Origin of the sequence: Sphingobacterium sp. UBA865, assembly GCF_002295765.1 — a bacterium.
Taxonomy (GTDB): Bacteria; Bacteroidota; Bacteroidia; order Sphingobacteriales; family Sphingobacteriaceae; genus Sphingobacterium; species Sphingobacterium multivorum.
Genome location: NZ_DBGB01000015.1, coordinates 95,629 through 113,295, shown reverse-complemented (window position 1 = coordinate 113,295; position 17,667 = coordinate 95,629). Strand labels below are relative to the sequence as shown.

12 protein-coding genes are annotated in these 17,667 nt (G+C 40.3%); 6 read left to right on the top strand and 6 right to left on the bottom strand.

Going from position 1 to position 17,667, the window contains the following annotated elements; all coding sequences use genetic code 11:
• Positions 1-11 precede the first annotated feature (11 nt).
• The 5 genes from B2O97_RS08600 (at position 12) to B2O97_RS08585 (ending at position 7,267) form a co-directional block, all read left to right on the top strand.
• Positions 12-1,361 carry an OmpA family protein gene (locus B2O97_RS08600; RefSeq protein WP_070567249.1) on the top strand — a complete coding sequence of 450 codons (1,350 nt, stop codon included), beginning with the start codon at positions 12-14 and terminating at the stop codon, positions 1,359-1,361.
• A gap of 145 nt (positions 1,362-1,506) precedes the next feature.
• The gene (locus tag B2O97_RS08595) at positions 1,507-2,832 is read left to right on the top strand and encodes an OmpA family protein (RefSeq protein WP_070567251.1); all 1,326 of its coding nucleotides are present in this window, start codon (positions 1,507-1,509) and stop codon (positions 2,830-2,832) included.
• 110 nt (positions 2,833-2,942) lie between these two features.
• Entirely contained in the window at positions 2,943-3,104 is a 162-nt protein-coding gene (locus tag B2O97_RS25245) for a S41 family peptidase (RefSeq protein ID WP_112374317.1), read from the top strand.
• Positions 3,105-3,456: 352 nt separating this feature from the next.
• A complete protein-coding gene (locus B2O97_RS08590) occupies positions 3,457-5,322 on the top strand; it encodes a DEAD/DEAH box helicase (RefSeq protein ID WP_070567253.1) in 1,866 nt (621 codons plus the stop codon).
• 178 nt (positions 5,323-5,500) lie between these two features.
• The gene (locus B2O97_RS08585) at positions 5,501-7,267 is read left to right on the top strand and encodes an AMP-dependent synthetase/ligase (protein ID WP_112374231.1); all 1,767 of its coding nucleotides are present in this window, start codon (positions 5,501-5,503) and stop codon (positions 7,265-7,267) included.
• Between the two features lie 60 nt (positions 7,268-7,327).
• On the opposite strand, the gene rlmB is transcribed toward B2O97_RS08585, so the two are convergent.
• Both rlmB and B2O97_RS08575 read right to left on the bottom strand, forming a co-directional pair.
• Positions 7,328-8,116: a 23S rRNA (guanosine(2251)-2'-O)-methyltransferase RlmB gene (gene rlmB / locus B2O97_RS08580; protein WP_046672182.1), complete on the bottom strand. Its 789-nt coding sequence runs from the start codon at positions 8,114-8,116 to the stop codon at positions 7,328-7,330.
• A 76-nt stretch (positions 8,117-8,192) separates the two neighbouring features.
• Positions 8,193-10,037 carry a DNA polymerase III subunit gamma/tau gene (locus B2O97_RS08575; protein ID WP_070567258.1) on the bottom strand — a complete coding sequence of 615 codons (1,845 nt, stop codon included), beginning with the start codon at positions 10,035-10,037 and terminating at the stop codon, positions 8,193-8,195.
• A gap of 375 nt (positions 10,038-10,412) precedes the next feature.
• Between B2O97_RS08575 and B2O97_RS08570 the strand changes: the two genes are divergently transcribed.
• Positions 10,413-11,108, top strand: coding sequence for a hypothetical protein (locus tag B2O97_RS08570; protein ID WP_201639516.1), 696 nt, complete (start codon positions 10,413-10,415; stop codon positions 11,106-11,108).
• A gap of 113 nt (positions 11,109-11,221) precedes the next feature.
• Here the strand turns inward: B2O97_RS08570 and B2O97_RS08565 are convergent, their stop codons facing one another.
• The 4 genes from B2O97_RS08565 to B2O97_RS08550 form a co-directional block, all read right to left on the bottom strand.
• Complete coding sequence (locus B2O97_RS08565; protein ID WP_286767261.1) at positions 11,222-13,237, bottom strand: calcineurin-like phosphoesterase family protein; 2,016 nt, start codon at positions 13,235-13,237, stop codon at positions 11,222-11,224.
• A gap of 100 nt (positions 13,238-13,337) precedes the next feature.
• Entirely contained in the window at positions 13,338-14,612 is a 1,275-nt protein-coding gene (locus B2O97_RS08560; protein WP_236560146.1) for a BACON domain-containing protein, read from the bottom strand.
• A gap of 13 nt (positions 14,613-14,625) precedes the next feature.
• Positions 14,626-15,519 (bottom strand): DUF1735 domain-containing protein, encoded by an 894-nt coding sequence (locus B2O97_RS08555; protein ID WP_070567266.1) that lies wholly within the window; start codon positions 15,517-15,519, stop codon positions 14,626-14,628.
• Positions 15,520-15,597: 78 nt separating this feature from the next.
• A complete protein-coding gene (locus B2O97_RS08550) occupies positions 15,598-17,646 on the bottom strand; it encodes a RagB/SusD family nutrient uptake outer membrane protein (RefSeq protein ID WP_070567268.1) in 2,049 nt (682 codons plus the stop codon).
• Between the last annotated feature and the right edge of the window lie 21 nt (positions 17,647-17,667).

Below are 17,667 nucleotides of genomic sequence, written 5' to 3'. Positions count from 1 at the left end.
AAACACGCATTATGAAAATTAGCCTTAAAAAATCAGGATTACTTGTTGCGGCAGGAATTTTATCCACCGCATCCTTTGCGCAAAGCACAAAAGAAGCATCTATTGAAGGCACAACACCATTAGGCTCGGCAACACAATATAGAACGTGGTCGATCGGTGTGGGAGCAGGTGTAACGAGCTTGCAAAATATCGCCAAGTTTAACAATGGTGGTTACGATAAACTGGATTGGAATTTGGGTTATAGTGCTTACATCAAGAAGCAGATCTCCCCATCCTTTGGATTGAAAGCTACTTATTTTGGTGGAAAAACATCAGGCTATGTTAATAGCGATAAACAGACAGGATTTGAAACTAAAACACCTTGGTCTGTAGCGTTGTCGGGCGAGTTTTTAGCAGCAAATACCAACTGGAGATTTTTCAACAGCTTTATTAAACCGTACGCATCCATTGGTGTTGGTGTAATGAACGCCGAGACCGCTGGAATCGCTAACGGGAACAGAGGAGAATATGGTGACTCGTATTCTAAGATTTATGTACCGGCAGATTTTGGTTTTAAATTCGCCGTAGCAAAAGGTATCAACTTTGAACTTGGTTACCAATTGAATTGGGCGAACCAACGTTTTGACAACAGAATGGGTACCGATAACCCAGTGGGTCAACAATACAAAAATGACTTATTCACTTATGCTCACGCAGGCCTAGAATTTGCATTGGGTAATGGTAGCAAACCTGCTTTAAACAATTCTAACCCTGTCGCAACGCTTGTCAATGACTACACGGTTAAGTACGATGACTTAAAGGCTCAAAATGATGCGTTGAATGCTAAAAATCAAGCGTTACAAGGACAGTTAGATGGTCTCAACAATGATCTAAAAGATGACGACGGCGATGGTGTGGCTAACAAATACGATAAATGCCCAGGTACACCTTCTGGTGTCCAAGTGGATGGATCGGGTTGTCCAATTGTCGTTAAAAACGAAACCAAAGTCGTAGAGAAAGTTGTGGTTACAGAAGCAGATAAGAAAGTTGTTGCTGATGCGATCAAAAACTTGGAGTTTGATTTAGGTAAAGCAACTATTCGCTCCAGCTCTTATGCGACATTGAATAGAGTTGCCGCATTATTGATCGAGAAAAATTTTAGTTTAAAACTCGCAGGTCACACCGACAATACAGGTTCACGCGAATTAAATATGCGTTTGTCTAAAGAACGTGCAGAAGCGGTAAAAGCATATTTAGTATCTCAGGGTGCTAATGCGTCGCGTATCGAAGCAACCGGATATGGTCCAGACCAACCAATTGCATCCAATAAAAATGCAGCGGGCCGTCAACAGAATCGCCGTGTTGAATTTACACTTTATTAATAACTAACAAATTACACTAATAAAAAGGTGTTTTTAAACAGAAACACCTTTTTATTTACCAAATGTCATATTTCAACTACAAACCTATAGTGAATTTAATTTTTAACTTATTACTTTTGCATCGGTTTATACAAACACAAATTATATGAAACTAAAATTACAATTCGTACTCGCGCTTGCATCTGCGGGCTTATTTGCGAATACAGCAAATGCTCAAAATGCAAAAGCATCATCCATTGAAGGAACAACACCATTTGGACCAGCTACACAATATAGAACATGGTCTATCGGTATTGGTGCCGGGGTGACAAATCAAACTAACATTGCTGGCTTTAACCGTGCAAACTATGAGGATTTAGCATGGAATTTGGGATATAGTGCTTATATTAAAAAGCAAATCTCTCCTTCTTTCGGCATTAAAGCGAGTTACTTTGGCGGTAAAACAGGTGGCGCATTTAAAGATGGATCACAATCTTTTGAGGCTAAAACACCATGGTCTGCTGCATTGTCAGGAGAATTCCAAGCGGCTAATACGAACTGGAGATTCTTCAACAGTTTCATCAAACCTTATGCGTCAATTGGTGTTGGTGTTATGAACAGCAAAACAACATTGACAACAGGTTCTACTTCTCAAGAAGCCGATGGTATTTCTAAAATATATGTACCATTGGACATGGGTTTCAAATTTGCTGTTGCCAAAGGAATCAACTTTGAGTTGGGTTATCAGTTAAATTGGGTTAACCAAAACTTTGACGGTATTCGAGGTGGTCAATATAAGAATGACTTGTTTACTTACATCCATGGTGGCTTAGAATTTGCACTGGGTAATGGTAGCAAACCTGCTTTGAACAATTCAAATCCTGTCGCGACCTTAGTAAACGACTACACATTGAAATACGATGATCTTAAAGCACAAAATGATGCTTTAAATGCTAAAAACCAAGCACTACAAAATCAACTGGACGGACTAAACAGTGACCTGAAAGATGATGATGGTGATGGTGTAGCTAACAAATATGACAAATGCCCAGGCACACCTTCAGGTGTTCAGGTAGACGGTGCAGGATGTCCAATTGTTGTTAAAAACGAAACAAGAGTGGTTGAAAAGGTTGTTGTAACAGAGGCTGACCGAAAAGTTGTTGCTGACGCAATCAAAAACTTGGAGTTCGATTTAGGAAAAGCAACCATACGTCCTACATCATACGCGACATTAAATAAAGTAGCAGAACTGTTAATCGAGAAAAACTTCAGCTTAAAACTAGCTGGTCACACCGATAATACAGGTTCCCGTGAATTGAACATGCGTTTATCAAAAGAACGCGCAGAATCGGTAAAAGCCTATTTAGTATCTCGAGGTGCTAATGCATCGCGTATTGAAGCGACAGGTTATGGTCCTGACCAACCGATCGCATCAAACAAAACCGCCGATGGTCGTCAACAAAACCGTCGCGTAGAGTTTACGCTTTATTAATCGATATTCTTTGATTTATACAAGCCAAAGGCATCACTTCACGGTGATGCCTTTTTTATTACTCCTTTTCTTATCGAAATCTTATTCTTTGATAAGGTAAACGTAAAAAGATCCCCCTATTTAAAGTAATTATATGCCAATTTGATTTCGATGGAGCCTATTCGCTATTAGAAGCAATACAAAATCTTAAATCAAAACAAATAGAGGAATTGATCGTCGATTTACGTTATAATCCAGGTGATCAGGTTGCTTTTGCAGCATTTTATACCTAGTTAACAGCAGATTTAAATAGGAATATATTTTTGCACAATATCGGAGAAATAGTCAAATATATGTTTACGCCAGTGCTCCAACAATCTATCTTTGGCTTTATCGGAATTAAAGAAATCTATAATTTTATGTTGAGCATCCCTTTCAAATAAGCTAGGCTGTAAATGGTTTCACATTCAAAATAAAACTTGTTAAAGCGCGCTAAATCTAAGTAACACGACCCAATTTATTATCACTTAGTACAAAAGAATCAGATCACCTTAAAAATCAATTGTTTAAATTATTTGTTTATTCCAATATTATTCTTATCTTTGCATCGCCTTAGGCAATAGTGCCTATTGTATAAAATATTTCATGAACCCATTTTTAGAACTGGGAATCCGTGAGGAAGTTGTTAATGCCATCTCAGAATTAGGTTTCGAAAAACCTTCTGAAATTCAGGAAAAAGCCATTCCTGTTTTATTGACTGGTAACGACGATTTTGTCGGATTAGCCCAAACTGGCACAGGAAAGACCGCGGCATTTGGTCTTCCATTATTAGAGCAATTAGACTTTTCTCAAAAACACCCACAGGCATTAATTCTTTGCCCTACTCGGGAATTATGTTTACAAATCTCAAAAGATTTAGAAAAATTTGCTAAATACGTTGACAACGTACATGTTGTTGCTGTATATGGAGGTGCAAATATCTCAGACCAGCTACGTCAAATTAGACGTGGAGTGCAAATTGTAGTAGCGACCCCAGGTCGTATGTTGGATATCATCGGCAGAAATGCGATTGATTTTTCAAATGTAAAATATGTTGTATTGGATGAAGCGGATGAGATGCTCAATATGGGCTTCAAAGAAGACATCAACAACATTTTGTCAGAAACTCCTGACGAGAAAAAAACTTGGTTATTTTCGGCGACAATGCCTGCTGAGGTACGTCGTATCGCAAAGAATTATATGACCGATCCAGTTGAGCTTACTGTAGGTACAAAAAACACCGGTAATGCCAACATTGAACACCACTATTATTTGATCAAAGCAAAAGATAAATATGCTGCATTCAAACGTATTGTGGATTCAAACCCTGATATCTTTGGTATCGTATTTTGTCGTACAAAAATCGAAACACAGGATATCGCTGAAGCGTTGATTAAAGATGGTTACAACGCTGATTCACTGCATGGCGACTTGTCCCAACAACAACGTGATAAAGTTATGAAACGTTACCGTGACCGTAGTTTACAATTATTGATCGCAACAGACGTCGCCGCTCGTGGTATTGATGTAAGTGATGTAACTCACGTTATCAATTTCTCTTTACCTGATGAAACAGAAAACTATACGCACCGTTCTGGCCGTACAGCCCGTGCAGGTAAAACTGGTATTTCGCTTTCTTTGGTAAACGTAAAAGAGCTAAGCAAAATCCGTCATCTTGAAAAAATCATCGGTAAGCCTTTTGAGAAAAAACAAGTACCTCAAGGTGCTGAAGTTTGCGAAAAACAATTGTTCTCTATCGTTAAAAAGATTGAAAATGTTGAAGTAAACGATGAACAAATCAGTCCATTCTTGCCTGCAATTATGGAAAATTTGGAATCACTTTCAAAAGAAGATATCATCAAAAGATTCGCTTCTCTTGAGTTCAACCGTTTCTTGGATTATTACAAAAATGCACCTGATTTAAATATCGAAGCGCGTGATGGTGGTCGTGAAGACCGCGGTGATAGACGTGATGGTCGTTCACGTGAAGGTTCAAAAGGCTACACGCGTTTATTTATGAACTTAGGTTCAGTAGATGAATTCTCTCGTGGAGACATGTTAGGCTTTATCTGTAACAATGCGAATATTTCAGGAAAATCAATCGGTAAAATTGATTTGAAAGGTGTGTTCACATTCTTCGAAGTTCAAGATGCAGAAGTAGAAAAAGTATTCCAAGGATTCCAAGGTGTAGATTACAATGGTCGTCAAGTACGTATCGAAGTATCTGGTGAAGCTAGAGGAGAAGGTCGTAGCGACCGTGGTGGAAGAAGCCGTGGCGGAAGACGTGAAGGTGGATACCGTGGTGGAGATCGCGGTGGAAGACGTGAAGGTGGATATGGTGGCGGCGAACGCAGCGGAAGACGTGAAGGCGGATTCAGTGGTGAGCGTCGTGATCGTGGTGAGCGTAGCAGCAATGGCGGTGGCTTCCGTGATTTCTCTGGAAAACGTAAAGAATCAAAAAGCAAATACTAGTCATTAGTATTTAAAATAAGAGTTTAAAGACTCTGGTATAAAAGCACGTAGCTTGATTTACCAGAGTCTTTTCTTTTATATCCCCTTCTAAAAGTACAGGCACTAATATCTCCTGCCAATATAATAGTCTCTATAAAAAAGCTTAAATTAGCTGTATTATACAAACTGGACTTCTAACATGCCAATAGTAGCAACAAGATTATTTGATTTAGCATACCTGCAATATAATATTGCTCCGGATTTCCCGATGTTTTCTTTCAAAAAAGGTAACGAATGGGTAAAAGTAAGCAATACTTATTTTATTGAACAGGTCAACGAGACATCTAAAGGTTTGATCGCATTAGGCGTTCAGCCGGGAGAGAAAGTAGCATTAATTAGTGAGAACCGCATCGAGTGGAATATCCTTGATTTTGCTATTCAACAAATTGGAGCTGTAGTAGTCGCCATTTACCCTAATATTTCGACCTTAGATTACACATATATCTTCAATCATGCCGAAATCAGGAAGTGTATTGTCAGTTCAAAGACACTATACACAAAGATATTAACGATACAAGATGATTGTCCGCAACTAAATGCTATTTACAGTCTAGACAAAGAGGATGGTCTAAACCATTGGCATGACTTCGTCTCCAAGGGCGAGATCATTACAGATGAAACGCTAAACCAACTACGTGATGGTATAAAAACCGATACATTAGCGTCCATCATTTACACCTCTGGCACAACAGGAAATCCCAAAGGTGTTATGTTGTCTCATAAAAATTTATTGGCAGATACGTTGAGTAGTGAATATTCCTTTCCTGTCGAACGAGGTGATCGTGCCCTCTCCTTTCTTCCAGTTTGTCATGCCTATGAACGCGTATTCCAATATGTATATATGTACAAAGGTTTGACAATCTTCTTTGCTCAATCGATGGATACGATAGGTGAAGATTTTAAATCCGTTAAACCGCATATTTTTTCCGCTGTACCTCGTGTATTGGAGAAAGTTTATGAAAAGATTATGGCTACAGGAGAGCAGCTAACAGGAGTCAAGCGTAAGCTATTCTTCTGGTCCTTGAGCATCGGCGAACAATACAAACTGGAGGGACGTACATGGTGGTATGACCTTCAACTGAACATTGCCCGTAAATTAGTTTTTTCAAAATGGCGCGAAGCATTAGGTGGTGACATCAAAGGGATTGCCTCCGGGAGTGCTGCTTTACAGGAAAGATTAATCCGTCTGTATATGGCAGCAGGAATTCCAATATATGAAGGTTATGGCCTCACTGAGGCGGGACCATGTATCGCTGTAAACTGCTATAAACGAGGCATGAAAATTGGGACTGTAGGCTTACCGTTAATTCATATCGAAATAAAGCTTGCTGACGATGGAGAAATATTGACTAAAGGCGAGAATAATATGATTGGCTATTATAAAAATCCAGAGGCAACAGCAGAAGCGATCAAGGATGGCTGGCTTTATACTGGGGACATTGGTCAATGGGTAGACGGTAAATTTCTTAAAATTATAGACCGAAAGAAAGAGATGTTCAAGACTTCTGGAGGAAAATATATCGTTCCGCAGCAGATCGAATCTAAACTGGTCGAATCTTCATTTATCGAACAGGCTATGGTACTTGGAGAAGGCCGCAAATTTCCTGCGGCGTTGATTGTTCCCAACTATAATAATCTTCTAGAATGGTCAAGAAGTGCTTTTCCCGCCCTTGCCAATCTTTCTAGGCTAGATTTTCTAAATAGTCCTGAACTGAAACAGAAAATGAGATCGGAACTCAACCGTATTAATCAAAATTTTGGCAGCTGGGAACAGATCAAGAAGTTCATCATAGTCCCAGACGAAATGACCGTTGAAACCGGTGAATTGACACCGACTTTAAAAATGAAAAGAAAAGTTATCTTGCAAAAATACGAACAAGAGATTGAAGATATTTATCAAAACTAGTCTACAAAAAAGCCTTTGTCAAAAACAAAGGCTTTTTTGTAATCAACTAAATTATATTCTTTATTTTTTAACAATCCGTTGACGAATCGCTTCATAGATCACTACTGCGGCCGACACAGATACATTTAACGAACCTATTTCACCGTACATTGGTATCTTGGCCAGGTGGTCGGCAATACGGATTAGGTCATTGGAAACACCAACGTCCTCTGCACCCATAATCACACAGGTTGGAGCTGTATAATCCACATCATAAATGCTCGAGGTTGTTTTTTCTGTACTGGCAACTAATTGCACACCTGAATCAATCAAAAATTTACCAACTTTGGACAAGCTATCATGGCGACAGACAGGGATTTTATAGAGTGCTCCAGCAGATGTTTTAATGGCATCGGGGTTAACCTCAGCTGAGCCCTTTTTAGGGACAATGATGGCATGTACTCCAGAACATTCCGCTGTACGTGCAATAGCACCCAAATTGCGCACATCTGTCACTCCATCCAACATCAGAAGTAAAGGAGTTTCACCTTTTTCATAAATCTGAGGGAGAAGTTCTTCTATATCATGATAGGTAATTGGAGAAATAACCGCAATTACACCTTGATGATTTTTACGTGTTATGCGGTTTAATTTTTCAATTGGCACCTGTTGAGAAGCGATATTATGTTCCTTTAACAAGGCTTTCAATTCTAGAATCAAACTGCCGCTCAAACCGCGTTGTATAAATAATGACTCGATCTCTTTACCACTATCGATTGCTTCGATGACAGCACGAATACCAAATACCATCTGATTCACTTCACGTCTTTCCCCGTGGTCGCGATCACGTCTCTGAAAATTTCCTTGCATAATAAAACTAAATATTTCCCTCTTCATGGAAGAGTTTGCAAATGTACAAAAATAAAAAACAACTAGCGTGCTTGAATTAGCTTAGTCCCAAGTTAAACTCCTTCCGCAAAGTATCTAAAAGCGGGTTTTTGTTGACCATCGCTTGATACTTCTCCTGGGAAGTATAGGGCTTGCGTGAAATCGTATGTTCCATCATCACCCCCTGCAGATCCAACGAAAAATTCTGGAGTTTCACACGTAGGTAGTTCAACACATCAACCTTTGCACTTTGCAATACATCCATCTGAACACCATTTTCGACATCAATTTCAATCAATACCCCATTTAACCGCGGTTGCATAGCCGTCATCATGGTATACAAGTTAATCTTGTTTTCCGCTTTCAGCTGTTCAGCATAACTATTCCAAACAGCAATAAATTGACCGAATGAAACATCACGTTGTTCGCTTCCACGTATTAATTCTGGCTCATCACCTTCTTTGGCAACCGCATTGTTATCGTATATGGTATTCAAATCCGGCAAAGACGGAATAATTGCTGCAGTAGATGCTCCCCACCCGCCTTTTTTTACTTTAGGAGGCACGTTGGAAATAGGATCTTTTTTCACCTCTTCCTTAGTCTCGGAAGCCTGATAATTTACGGGGTTAGCTTGCGAACGCGGTGTCACAGGGTTTTCAACGACAGGAGCATTCGCTGGAGAAGTCGCTTGCGGAGTAGGGACTACCGAGGTTTGTTGCGCTTGTCCAACTACTGGCTCAGGAAGTTTTTTTTTTACGCCCTCGGTTGCCGAAGGAATCTGTACGGATCCAAGCTGGCTCAATTTAATCGCACTTGCGATATGACATGTCTTGAGGAGTGAAAGTTCAACTTGCAGGCGTTGATTTTTACTTGTCTTATAGTTGATCTCACATTGATTGGAAATATTCAATGCAGATAACAAAAATCCTGGAGAAGCTTTTTGGGACTGCTGCAGATACTTTTGACGAATACTATCACTGACTTCCAATAATTTTAGCGTAGCCGGCTCTTTAGCAACCAGCAAATTTCTAAAATGTGCAGACAGACCGGCTATGAAATGACTGCCATCAAACCCGTGATTTAAAATCTCATTGAAAATCAATAAAGTTTGTGCTGCATCCTCAGTTAAAATAGCATCCGTTAGCTTAAAATAATAATCGTAATCCAAGATATTCAAATTATCGATTACAGCTTGATAGGTGACATTTTTATTGGAAAAACTGACGATCTGATCGAACATCGACAAGGCATCCCGAAGGCCACCATCGGCCTTTTGGGCAATGATATGTAATCCGTCCTGATCATAAGCAATACCTTCCCTGTCAGCGATACGGGCCAAATGACTGGCCATATCTTCCACTTTGATCCGGTTAAAATCAAAAATCTGACAGCGCGAAAGAATCGTTGGTAAAATCTTATGTTTTTCAGTAGTCGCCAGGATAAAGATAGCATAGGAAGGAGGTTCCTCCAATGTCTTCAAAAAAGCATTGAAAGCCGCTTGAGAAAGCATATGCACCTCATCTATGATATAGATTTTATATTTTCCAGCCTGTGGTGGTATGCGTACTTGATCAATCAGGTTGCGGATATCATCTACGGAATTATTGGATGCGGCATCCAGTTCATGAATACTGAAAGAATTTCCATTTTGGAAAGACTTACAGCTAGCACATGCACCACAAGGTTCAGTGCCTGCTAAGATATTTTCACAATTTATTGTTTTAGCTAAAATACGCGCACAGGTAGTTTTCCCCACACCGCGGGGACCACAAAATAAAAATGCCTGCGCCAACTGATTGTTGTGTATCGCATTCTTTAAGGTACCAGTAATGTGTTGCTGACCTACAACCGAATCAAAGGTAATCGGGCGGTATTTACGTGCAGAAACAATAAAATTATCCATTGCACGAAGATACGAATTTTAATATTATTTTTCTACGTAACATTAATTTGTAGCGGTAGTGGAGTGCGACAATTTCGCGGTATTATCTCATTTTCTGGCATAAAAAAAGACATCCCTGTACAAAGTAATTATGGACAACCCTTGCCTACCTGCACATTGTATCAAAACAAGTCGTATAGAGATGGTTAGCAATAATACTACACTAAAGTGTTTTAGACTAAGTCATTTTTAAATGTTAATTTCGCCGAACTAAAGACTATTCGAAAACAACTTTATTAATTATTGATAATAAAAAGCAATATATCCCTGCATTAGAATACCTTTGACTGTAGCAGATAGTTAATAGCTTTCGTTAATCTTACAAAAACCAAATTTATGAAGCACTTAACACACCTATTTTACTTTTTGTTATTTAGTACATTTTTATTTGTAGGCTGTAAAAAAGAAGACGACTATGGAGAACTCACTAGCCTAGCAGACGATAAAATCCAACAAGCTGTTAAACTAACTGAAAATCTTTCCTGCAATGACCTAAAGGAATGTCGTATTGACACGCTTTATTACACCTATGTCCCCGTACATCCGAGCTTTGAGCAAGCTTATAATAAATTAATTGCCGAAGCTGCAGACCTTAAAGAAACGGCACAGAAAGTATATAAAGGGCCTATTGTTTACAATACCAGTCCAGCTGAAAATTATCTTCCGCCTCATTTTGGAATACGCTGCATTGCAGGCAAAGTCAAAGTCGCCAGCGCTAGGGATCTGGAGCTGCCTGAAATTAACCAGCGGCTGGATGAACTGTTACCTAAAATGACCACATTTTTCAATGACATTCCCTGTACCGACCCAAGTAAATGGCATATCGCCCCCTTTCGTAAAGACTGTGAATTTATCTCTATATTGTATACTGACAAAGAAAACTTTGCTGAGTTTGGCAATATGGCAGAACAGTATAATCATTTGGATCATGCAAAAAGAGTGCTGGACAAAAGCTTGAACTGTCCAGACAAAAATGACAAACCAGCCAAAGGGGTGGTTTGTGAAAATGGCAAGCCTAAGATTACCTATTAATAGACCCTGTACCATCAAATCTTATATTCGATAATACAGATCATTCTTTATAGGAATAACTTGATTTAGATAAAGCTCAGTCTTCAGGTGACGGAGCTTTATCTAGCTCTCTACTACTTCATCAGGTATCCAAAAGCTTTGGGTCTAACCATAGTTTCTTGATAAACCTTACCAAAACGATCAGTTACTTTAATTAACAAGGTGCTGGTGGGAGAAGAGGCCTTCACTTTAAACATATGCGCTGTCAGGGTGCTGACAAAGTCCTCGGTGGGGGTAGCATTTCGATTAAGCCGCTGTGCTGAATAGGAAACAATATGCAATGGATCTCGCATACGGACACGGGAGACTGTCAACGGTTGACCATTTTCACTCACTTCGACTTTCCAATTTTTATCGTAGTTCCAAACATTGATCAGTACCTCATTGTTGTTATTGGGATTCGCATATTCCGCCGCATAACTCTGCCATTTCAGATCACTTGTAGGCTTAAAATTTGGGGCATATTTATCTTTGGTAAGATGCACCTGATTAAGATCATAAGCCCTAAATTGATAATCAGCATGCTCACCAATACTCTTATACCCCCACTTTAAATCTCTTCCGTCTATCGCCCATATTCCATAGCCTCCTGGGGCCCCATCCTTACAAATATGATTGCCTGCATATCCCGCGTTACCGGTCCACCACCAGGTCGCACAGATGGCAGCTGTATTATGCTCCATGATATGCGGCGTAGCAGCTGTTTCTACGTTATAATTGATATGCGTATGTCCCGTGAGCACATGCACGGTGTTAAATCCATTCAAGGTATTCACAAAATCCTGCGCATTGCTTATCCGATATCCTGTGGTTTCGGCACCGCTCGTATTGAGAATTGGATTGGTATGTAAATGTGCATGCATAGCGATCACAATCGGCGTATCCTTATCCGTAATGGTTGCTAGATCTTTTTTGAGCCATTCAATCTGATCGGCGACAATTTTTGTATTATAGTTCCTTGCATCACCGGCATTAATATATTCAATATTATCTAAAACAATGTAATGTACCTTACCGATATTGAATGAATAATAAGTCGGCCCCAATACATCACGGAACTTATCTTCAGCCCCCCAATCTTCATAAAACTTTGGATCGTTATCATGATTGCCCATGGTATTAAATACCATCGCGTTGATCTTATTCATTTCAACAATATACTGCGGCAGTGCATAATTATTGGTATACCAGTACCCATCCCAAGTCATATCTCCCAATGTCAGCGCATACACTTTATTGCCCGCATTTTTATAGTTTTGTATTGATTGATTAACATCGGGCAGGAATCCTTTCTGAAACTGATTCAGGTCATCCGTACGTTTAGCCAAGTGCATATCCCCCAACACCATGACCACATGTTTTTCATTATTTACAGCCTTAAGCTCAAAATCTTTAATCTCAACAATATTAGCCGGCTGCGAAAGGCGTTGAAAGAATTGAGGCGCATTGACGTTTGAATCAACTTCGTAGTTTCCCGGTATGGAGATAAACACATATTTTCCTTTTTTGGAAGAAGGTAAATAATATATACCAGCTGCATCCGTCATTGTCACTTCAAAGCCGTCTGATACCACAACATTGGCAACACCTACACCATTAGCGTAAACAACACCCTTTACAGTCATTCCTGTTTTGTCGGGGATATTCGCATTAAAAAATAAATTGACAATGGTTGATCCCAACAAAAATGACTGGGCTCCGCGTTTTACGGATATCCGATAACTATCCGATGGCAAGTCCCTTGGGAAAACAAAAACAATATGATCTGCAGAAGCAGATTTGCTTGCGACGGTAAATTTCCCCATTACACCGGGTTTATTCAGTGATTCAAAATATAGCTGATCTCCCGTCTTGAATCCCATTCCTTGTATTGTATATTCGCCCCCCTTGGAAGATTCTATCCGGGCGGACAATAGCACACCGGTTATCCGTAATGTATTATCTTCATTCTCCGGTTCGGGTTCACCGGGCTTATTTTCGGGAATAGCTGAAGCTTTGGTGCAGCTGTATAAGTTTAATGTTAGGCCAAGTCCGGTTACCAATGTAGTTCGAATAAAGACCCGTCGGTTATATTGTTCTTTTTTTTTCATAAAAAATAGGTGATTAAAGGCTATTAACAATTACTTAGTAGGGGGCACAAAATAGCCCATGCAATTTTTCTGAAGAGAAAGTATGCATGGGCCAGGTTTATTATTTAGCGACGGTAACAACGATATCGTCGACAAAGATACGGTTAACAGTAGCTGGCCAATTACCAGCACGCTGATCAAAAGCGCCACCCAATAACCAAATTTGAGTCTCCGCAGTAGCTCCCGTAACAACAAAAGAATAGGTCGCCTCTGGAGCTTGCCATGCAGCCCTGCACGATTCTAGATTCGAATTAGGAGTTGCAACGTTCATCACATTAAATTGGCTCACGCTGACCGTTCCCGGTCCTTTGACACCAACGTTGAGTAGATAATGATCACCAGTGGCATATCGTACAGCTTTGAAGGTAACCAATAGATTTTTTGTACGCTGTACATTGGCCAGCTTCGGCGAAATTAGATCGCCGCCGTAGTTCGTACGCCCTAATTTAATAAAGCCTGGTCGCGCATAAATCGATGCATAATTACCGCCACCTTCTGTCGTATTGATCGTACTGGTCCAGCCTTTGGCCAACTCTTCCGTGCTCCATAAAGCAATCCTGGTTTCGCCTGAAGTCGCATTAAAGATCTCGCTTCCATAGGTCAGCCAGTTAAAGTCCTCCTGAAGAACGACATCGCCCTCTACTTGCAATTTTTGGCCTTTCTGATATACCGTTAGCGGAGATGCCTGTTGCACATCGTCTAAAAATAACAATAGATTTGCTGTACGCTCAATGTCGGTATTTTTATTTACAGTGATTGTTATCGGGGTATCGCCCTCACCTTCCATAGGGGAAACCTTAACCCAGTCAGACTCGTCCTCCACCGCAACTTTCCACTTACCTGTAGAACGGAGAATATATTGTCCATTACTTCCCTCTTCCAGAACTTCCAAACGGTTGGATATGCCATCTATTTTTAAATAGGGATCTTTCACCTGTCCTTGATCTGTGGTTCCTGCCTGTTCTACCTTCAGCACGTTATTTTGTAACTTTCCATCTAAAGTAAAAAACAAAGTCAGTTCACGCGCTTCGGGATCGGTATTTTTGTGGACGGTAACGGTAAATGTTCCATTTCCATTCCCCTCCATTGGATCGATTTTAAGCCAGTTTTCTTTTCGGAGGGGCTCAACCTTCCATTTGCCTGTCGCCTGAACAGTGTAGGTTTCAGATAAACCATCAGCCGCAGCGGTCAATTTTGATGGGTTATCTTTTAGTGCAAAAGCACCATCTACCGCAAGATCGTCTTTACAGGATGTTAGTATCATTATCAAACTAAGACAAAAGACAACTATTGATTTTGGAAACGTATCCAATTTATAATAATTAATCGTATTCATGAATTCCATAATTTTATTTAACCTGCATTTCAACACGTTCCTTCATAATTGTCGTCACATTGCCTATCGTATATTGATATGACAATAAAAACACGTTTGTGCGCATACCAAATGCTTCTTCCACTTTGAATTTATTCGGATACATTGGGTCATTGTCCAATTGTACGACCTGAATATCTTTGTAGGGCTTTATCTTTACGTTATTAAAATCATCTATCTCCAACGTAAGACAGTTTTTCGTAATATTAGGTACTTTAGATATAAAGGTTTCATTTCCGGCGACCATCCGCACGCTATTGCTGGTTAATGGAAATAGCTGTTTATTCGCCGCTGTAGACAAACCATTGGCAAACCCCACCATTGAATACATGGTATTTTTGGCCTGTGATGCATATTCATTCTCTATGATGACCTGATACAATATGGTGCTTTTCTTAGGATTGATTTCAACACCGGATGAACCTGTTGCTTTCAGCCCAATAAAATAGGTAGAGTCCGGAGATAATCCATCTGGTCGCAATTTAACCATGGTACGGCCTGTTAGCTCGCCTGCTTTGATCACAATCCTTTTGTCCATGATGTCATACTTCTCTTTAGGAAGTAATTTGGCATACAGATCTTCCGAATTATCGTAAACAGCAAAATTGTATTTTACTAAAGGTTCTGAATCCTCTTCCAGTGCAATAACAAGATCTTTATCAGGCGCATGGGTACCTCCTGAAGATGCCGCTACATAGCCAATTACCTCTTCTCCCGTCAAGCGAACCACTTCTTTAAACGTATTGTGATAATCAGAACTTATTAATGCTACCTCATTTTTATACATTTCCTTTTCGAATACTTCATTGTCCTTACAGGCAACTAAAGCCATCGAAGCTGTCAGTATAGCGATAAAACTTCGTTTCATAATTTAATATTTTAATGTCTTCCACAAACCAAAACGGTTATGGAAGACGGTTATATTTTCCTTTTTTAATGCTTAATCCTAATTATAGCCCGGATTCTGATCCAATGATGGTAATCTGCGCATTTCGGCACGAGGTATAGGCACCCAAATTAATTTTTTGTCTACCTGACGTGTCAAGAATGACGATGTACCTGGTGAAATTCGCTTGTAGAAAGATTCCCGGTCCGCACCATCGGGGTTCATACCACGAATTGGTTCGCGTTCAGTCTCTTCGTATTTACCCCAGCGGCGTACGTCGTAAAAGCGTCTGTTTTCCCATAGAAACTCCACCATACGCTCACGTTCTATTTGCTTCTGTACCTCTGCCTTGTTGGCAAGCTGCGCAGCAGACAATCCTGGTAAACCCGCACGGTATCGAACAGCATTAAAAGAACCTTTTATTTCACTTTCATCCCGGCTCACGGTATAGGTTTTATCACCAAGCTGTACCGTATGGCTTCCAGTAAGGTTATTTAGTGCTTCAGCGTAGGATAACAATATTTCTGCATAACGTATAATAGGATATGCTTTGGGCATCATTCTGGCCCCCGTGCCACTGATTGCATCAAATGGATTTACCCATTTCTTAATAACATAACCAGTTAATGGATAGTTAGGCGACGATGCCGAGACACCACCTCGACCATCAGGTTCCTGATAAAAATATTTAGCCGTATGTGTATTCAACGTTGTACTCGACAAAGCCTGCCACACAGCACCGTTGAAACCTATCGATGCATAAAAACGCATTTCACGGTTTGCATACATCTTAAATATCCCCGCATTCAGTGGGTAACCTGAAAATTTACGCGGTTGAGCCGTAAATAAATCGCCAAAGGTTCCACCGGCAGGAAGATCAGCCACCGCCTCAAAATACGTATCGCCACGTGCTTCTTCTTTGGTACGTCCGTCATCCATCAGATAAGCATCTACAACTTTTTGTGTCACCGAGAAACGTCCCCATCCTCCTAAAGTTGGCGGAAATGCCCCCTGATTCAAATCCGTTCTAAAATATTCTGTATTACGCCCCCAAATGTATTCGGGATTGATTGAAGCGACAGCCTCACCGGTAAAGACGTCAGAATATGATCTAAATGCATCAATATCAGCCGCCCCATTCGGAAAGCTTCCATAGAAGTTGGGATCGGACGTTACGCCAGCTGGAAGTGTAGGCGTTCTTTCGTCCGCAGGCACTGTATATAATTTATACCGGCCCATATCCATAACACGCTTAGCAGCGGCAGCGGCTACTGCCCAACGTTTTTCATCGTATTGTTGTGATACATAATGTGTGCCATCGGTCTTGCGAATCCAGCTACCAAAATAGGATGCGGCAACAGGTCCGCCATTAAACAATGGACTGGCATGGATCAAGCGCAAACGGGCGATCAATGCAAATGCGGCACCTTTTGTCGGTTTGCCGAAATCCAATAGACTAACATCAACAGGAAGTTGTACAGCAGCCTTTTCAAATTCACCACAGATGTATTCCATAGCCTCATCATACGTCGCCCGGGGCCGGTCATAATACGCAATATCCTCATTGGTATTCACAACTTCATCTCCCAACAAGATTGGTGGGCCAAAATCTATAATGAGGTTATAGTATGCGTAAGCTCTAATAAAACGTGTATATCCTTCGATACGGTTACGATCTGCGTAGCTCATGTCCTTTGGCACATCAATGTTTTTCAATACATTGTTCGCCTTGCGGATAATTTTATAATATTTTCCCCATTGGTTAAGTCCACCATAAAAATCAGGCGTAATATTTCCGGTGACAAAATCCATCCCGTAGTAAATATTGGTTGTTCCAGTACCTGTAAGGCCATTTATAGCTTCATCTGTCGCCATTGGCCCTGGTGTATAGTTGGATCTGATCGTATTGGATTCGTCAGGGAACATTGCTGCCGCCCCCCACATATACGCTTCTAAGTAACGTGTATTTGCATATGCCGAATCAATATTAAATTCATCGTCAAAGTACTGATCAATATTTAGATAGTCCTTACAAGATGTCACCATAAACAACACTAGTATCGCTAAGCTGGATTTGGCAATTCTATTCATGATTATTGACGTTTTCATGTCTTTCGATTATTTCTATGG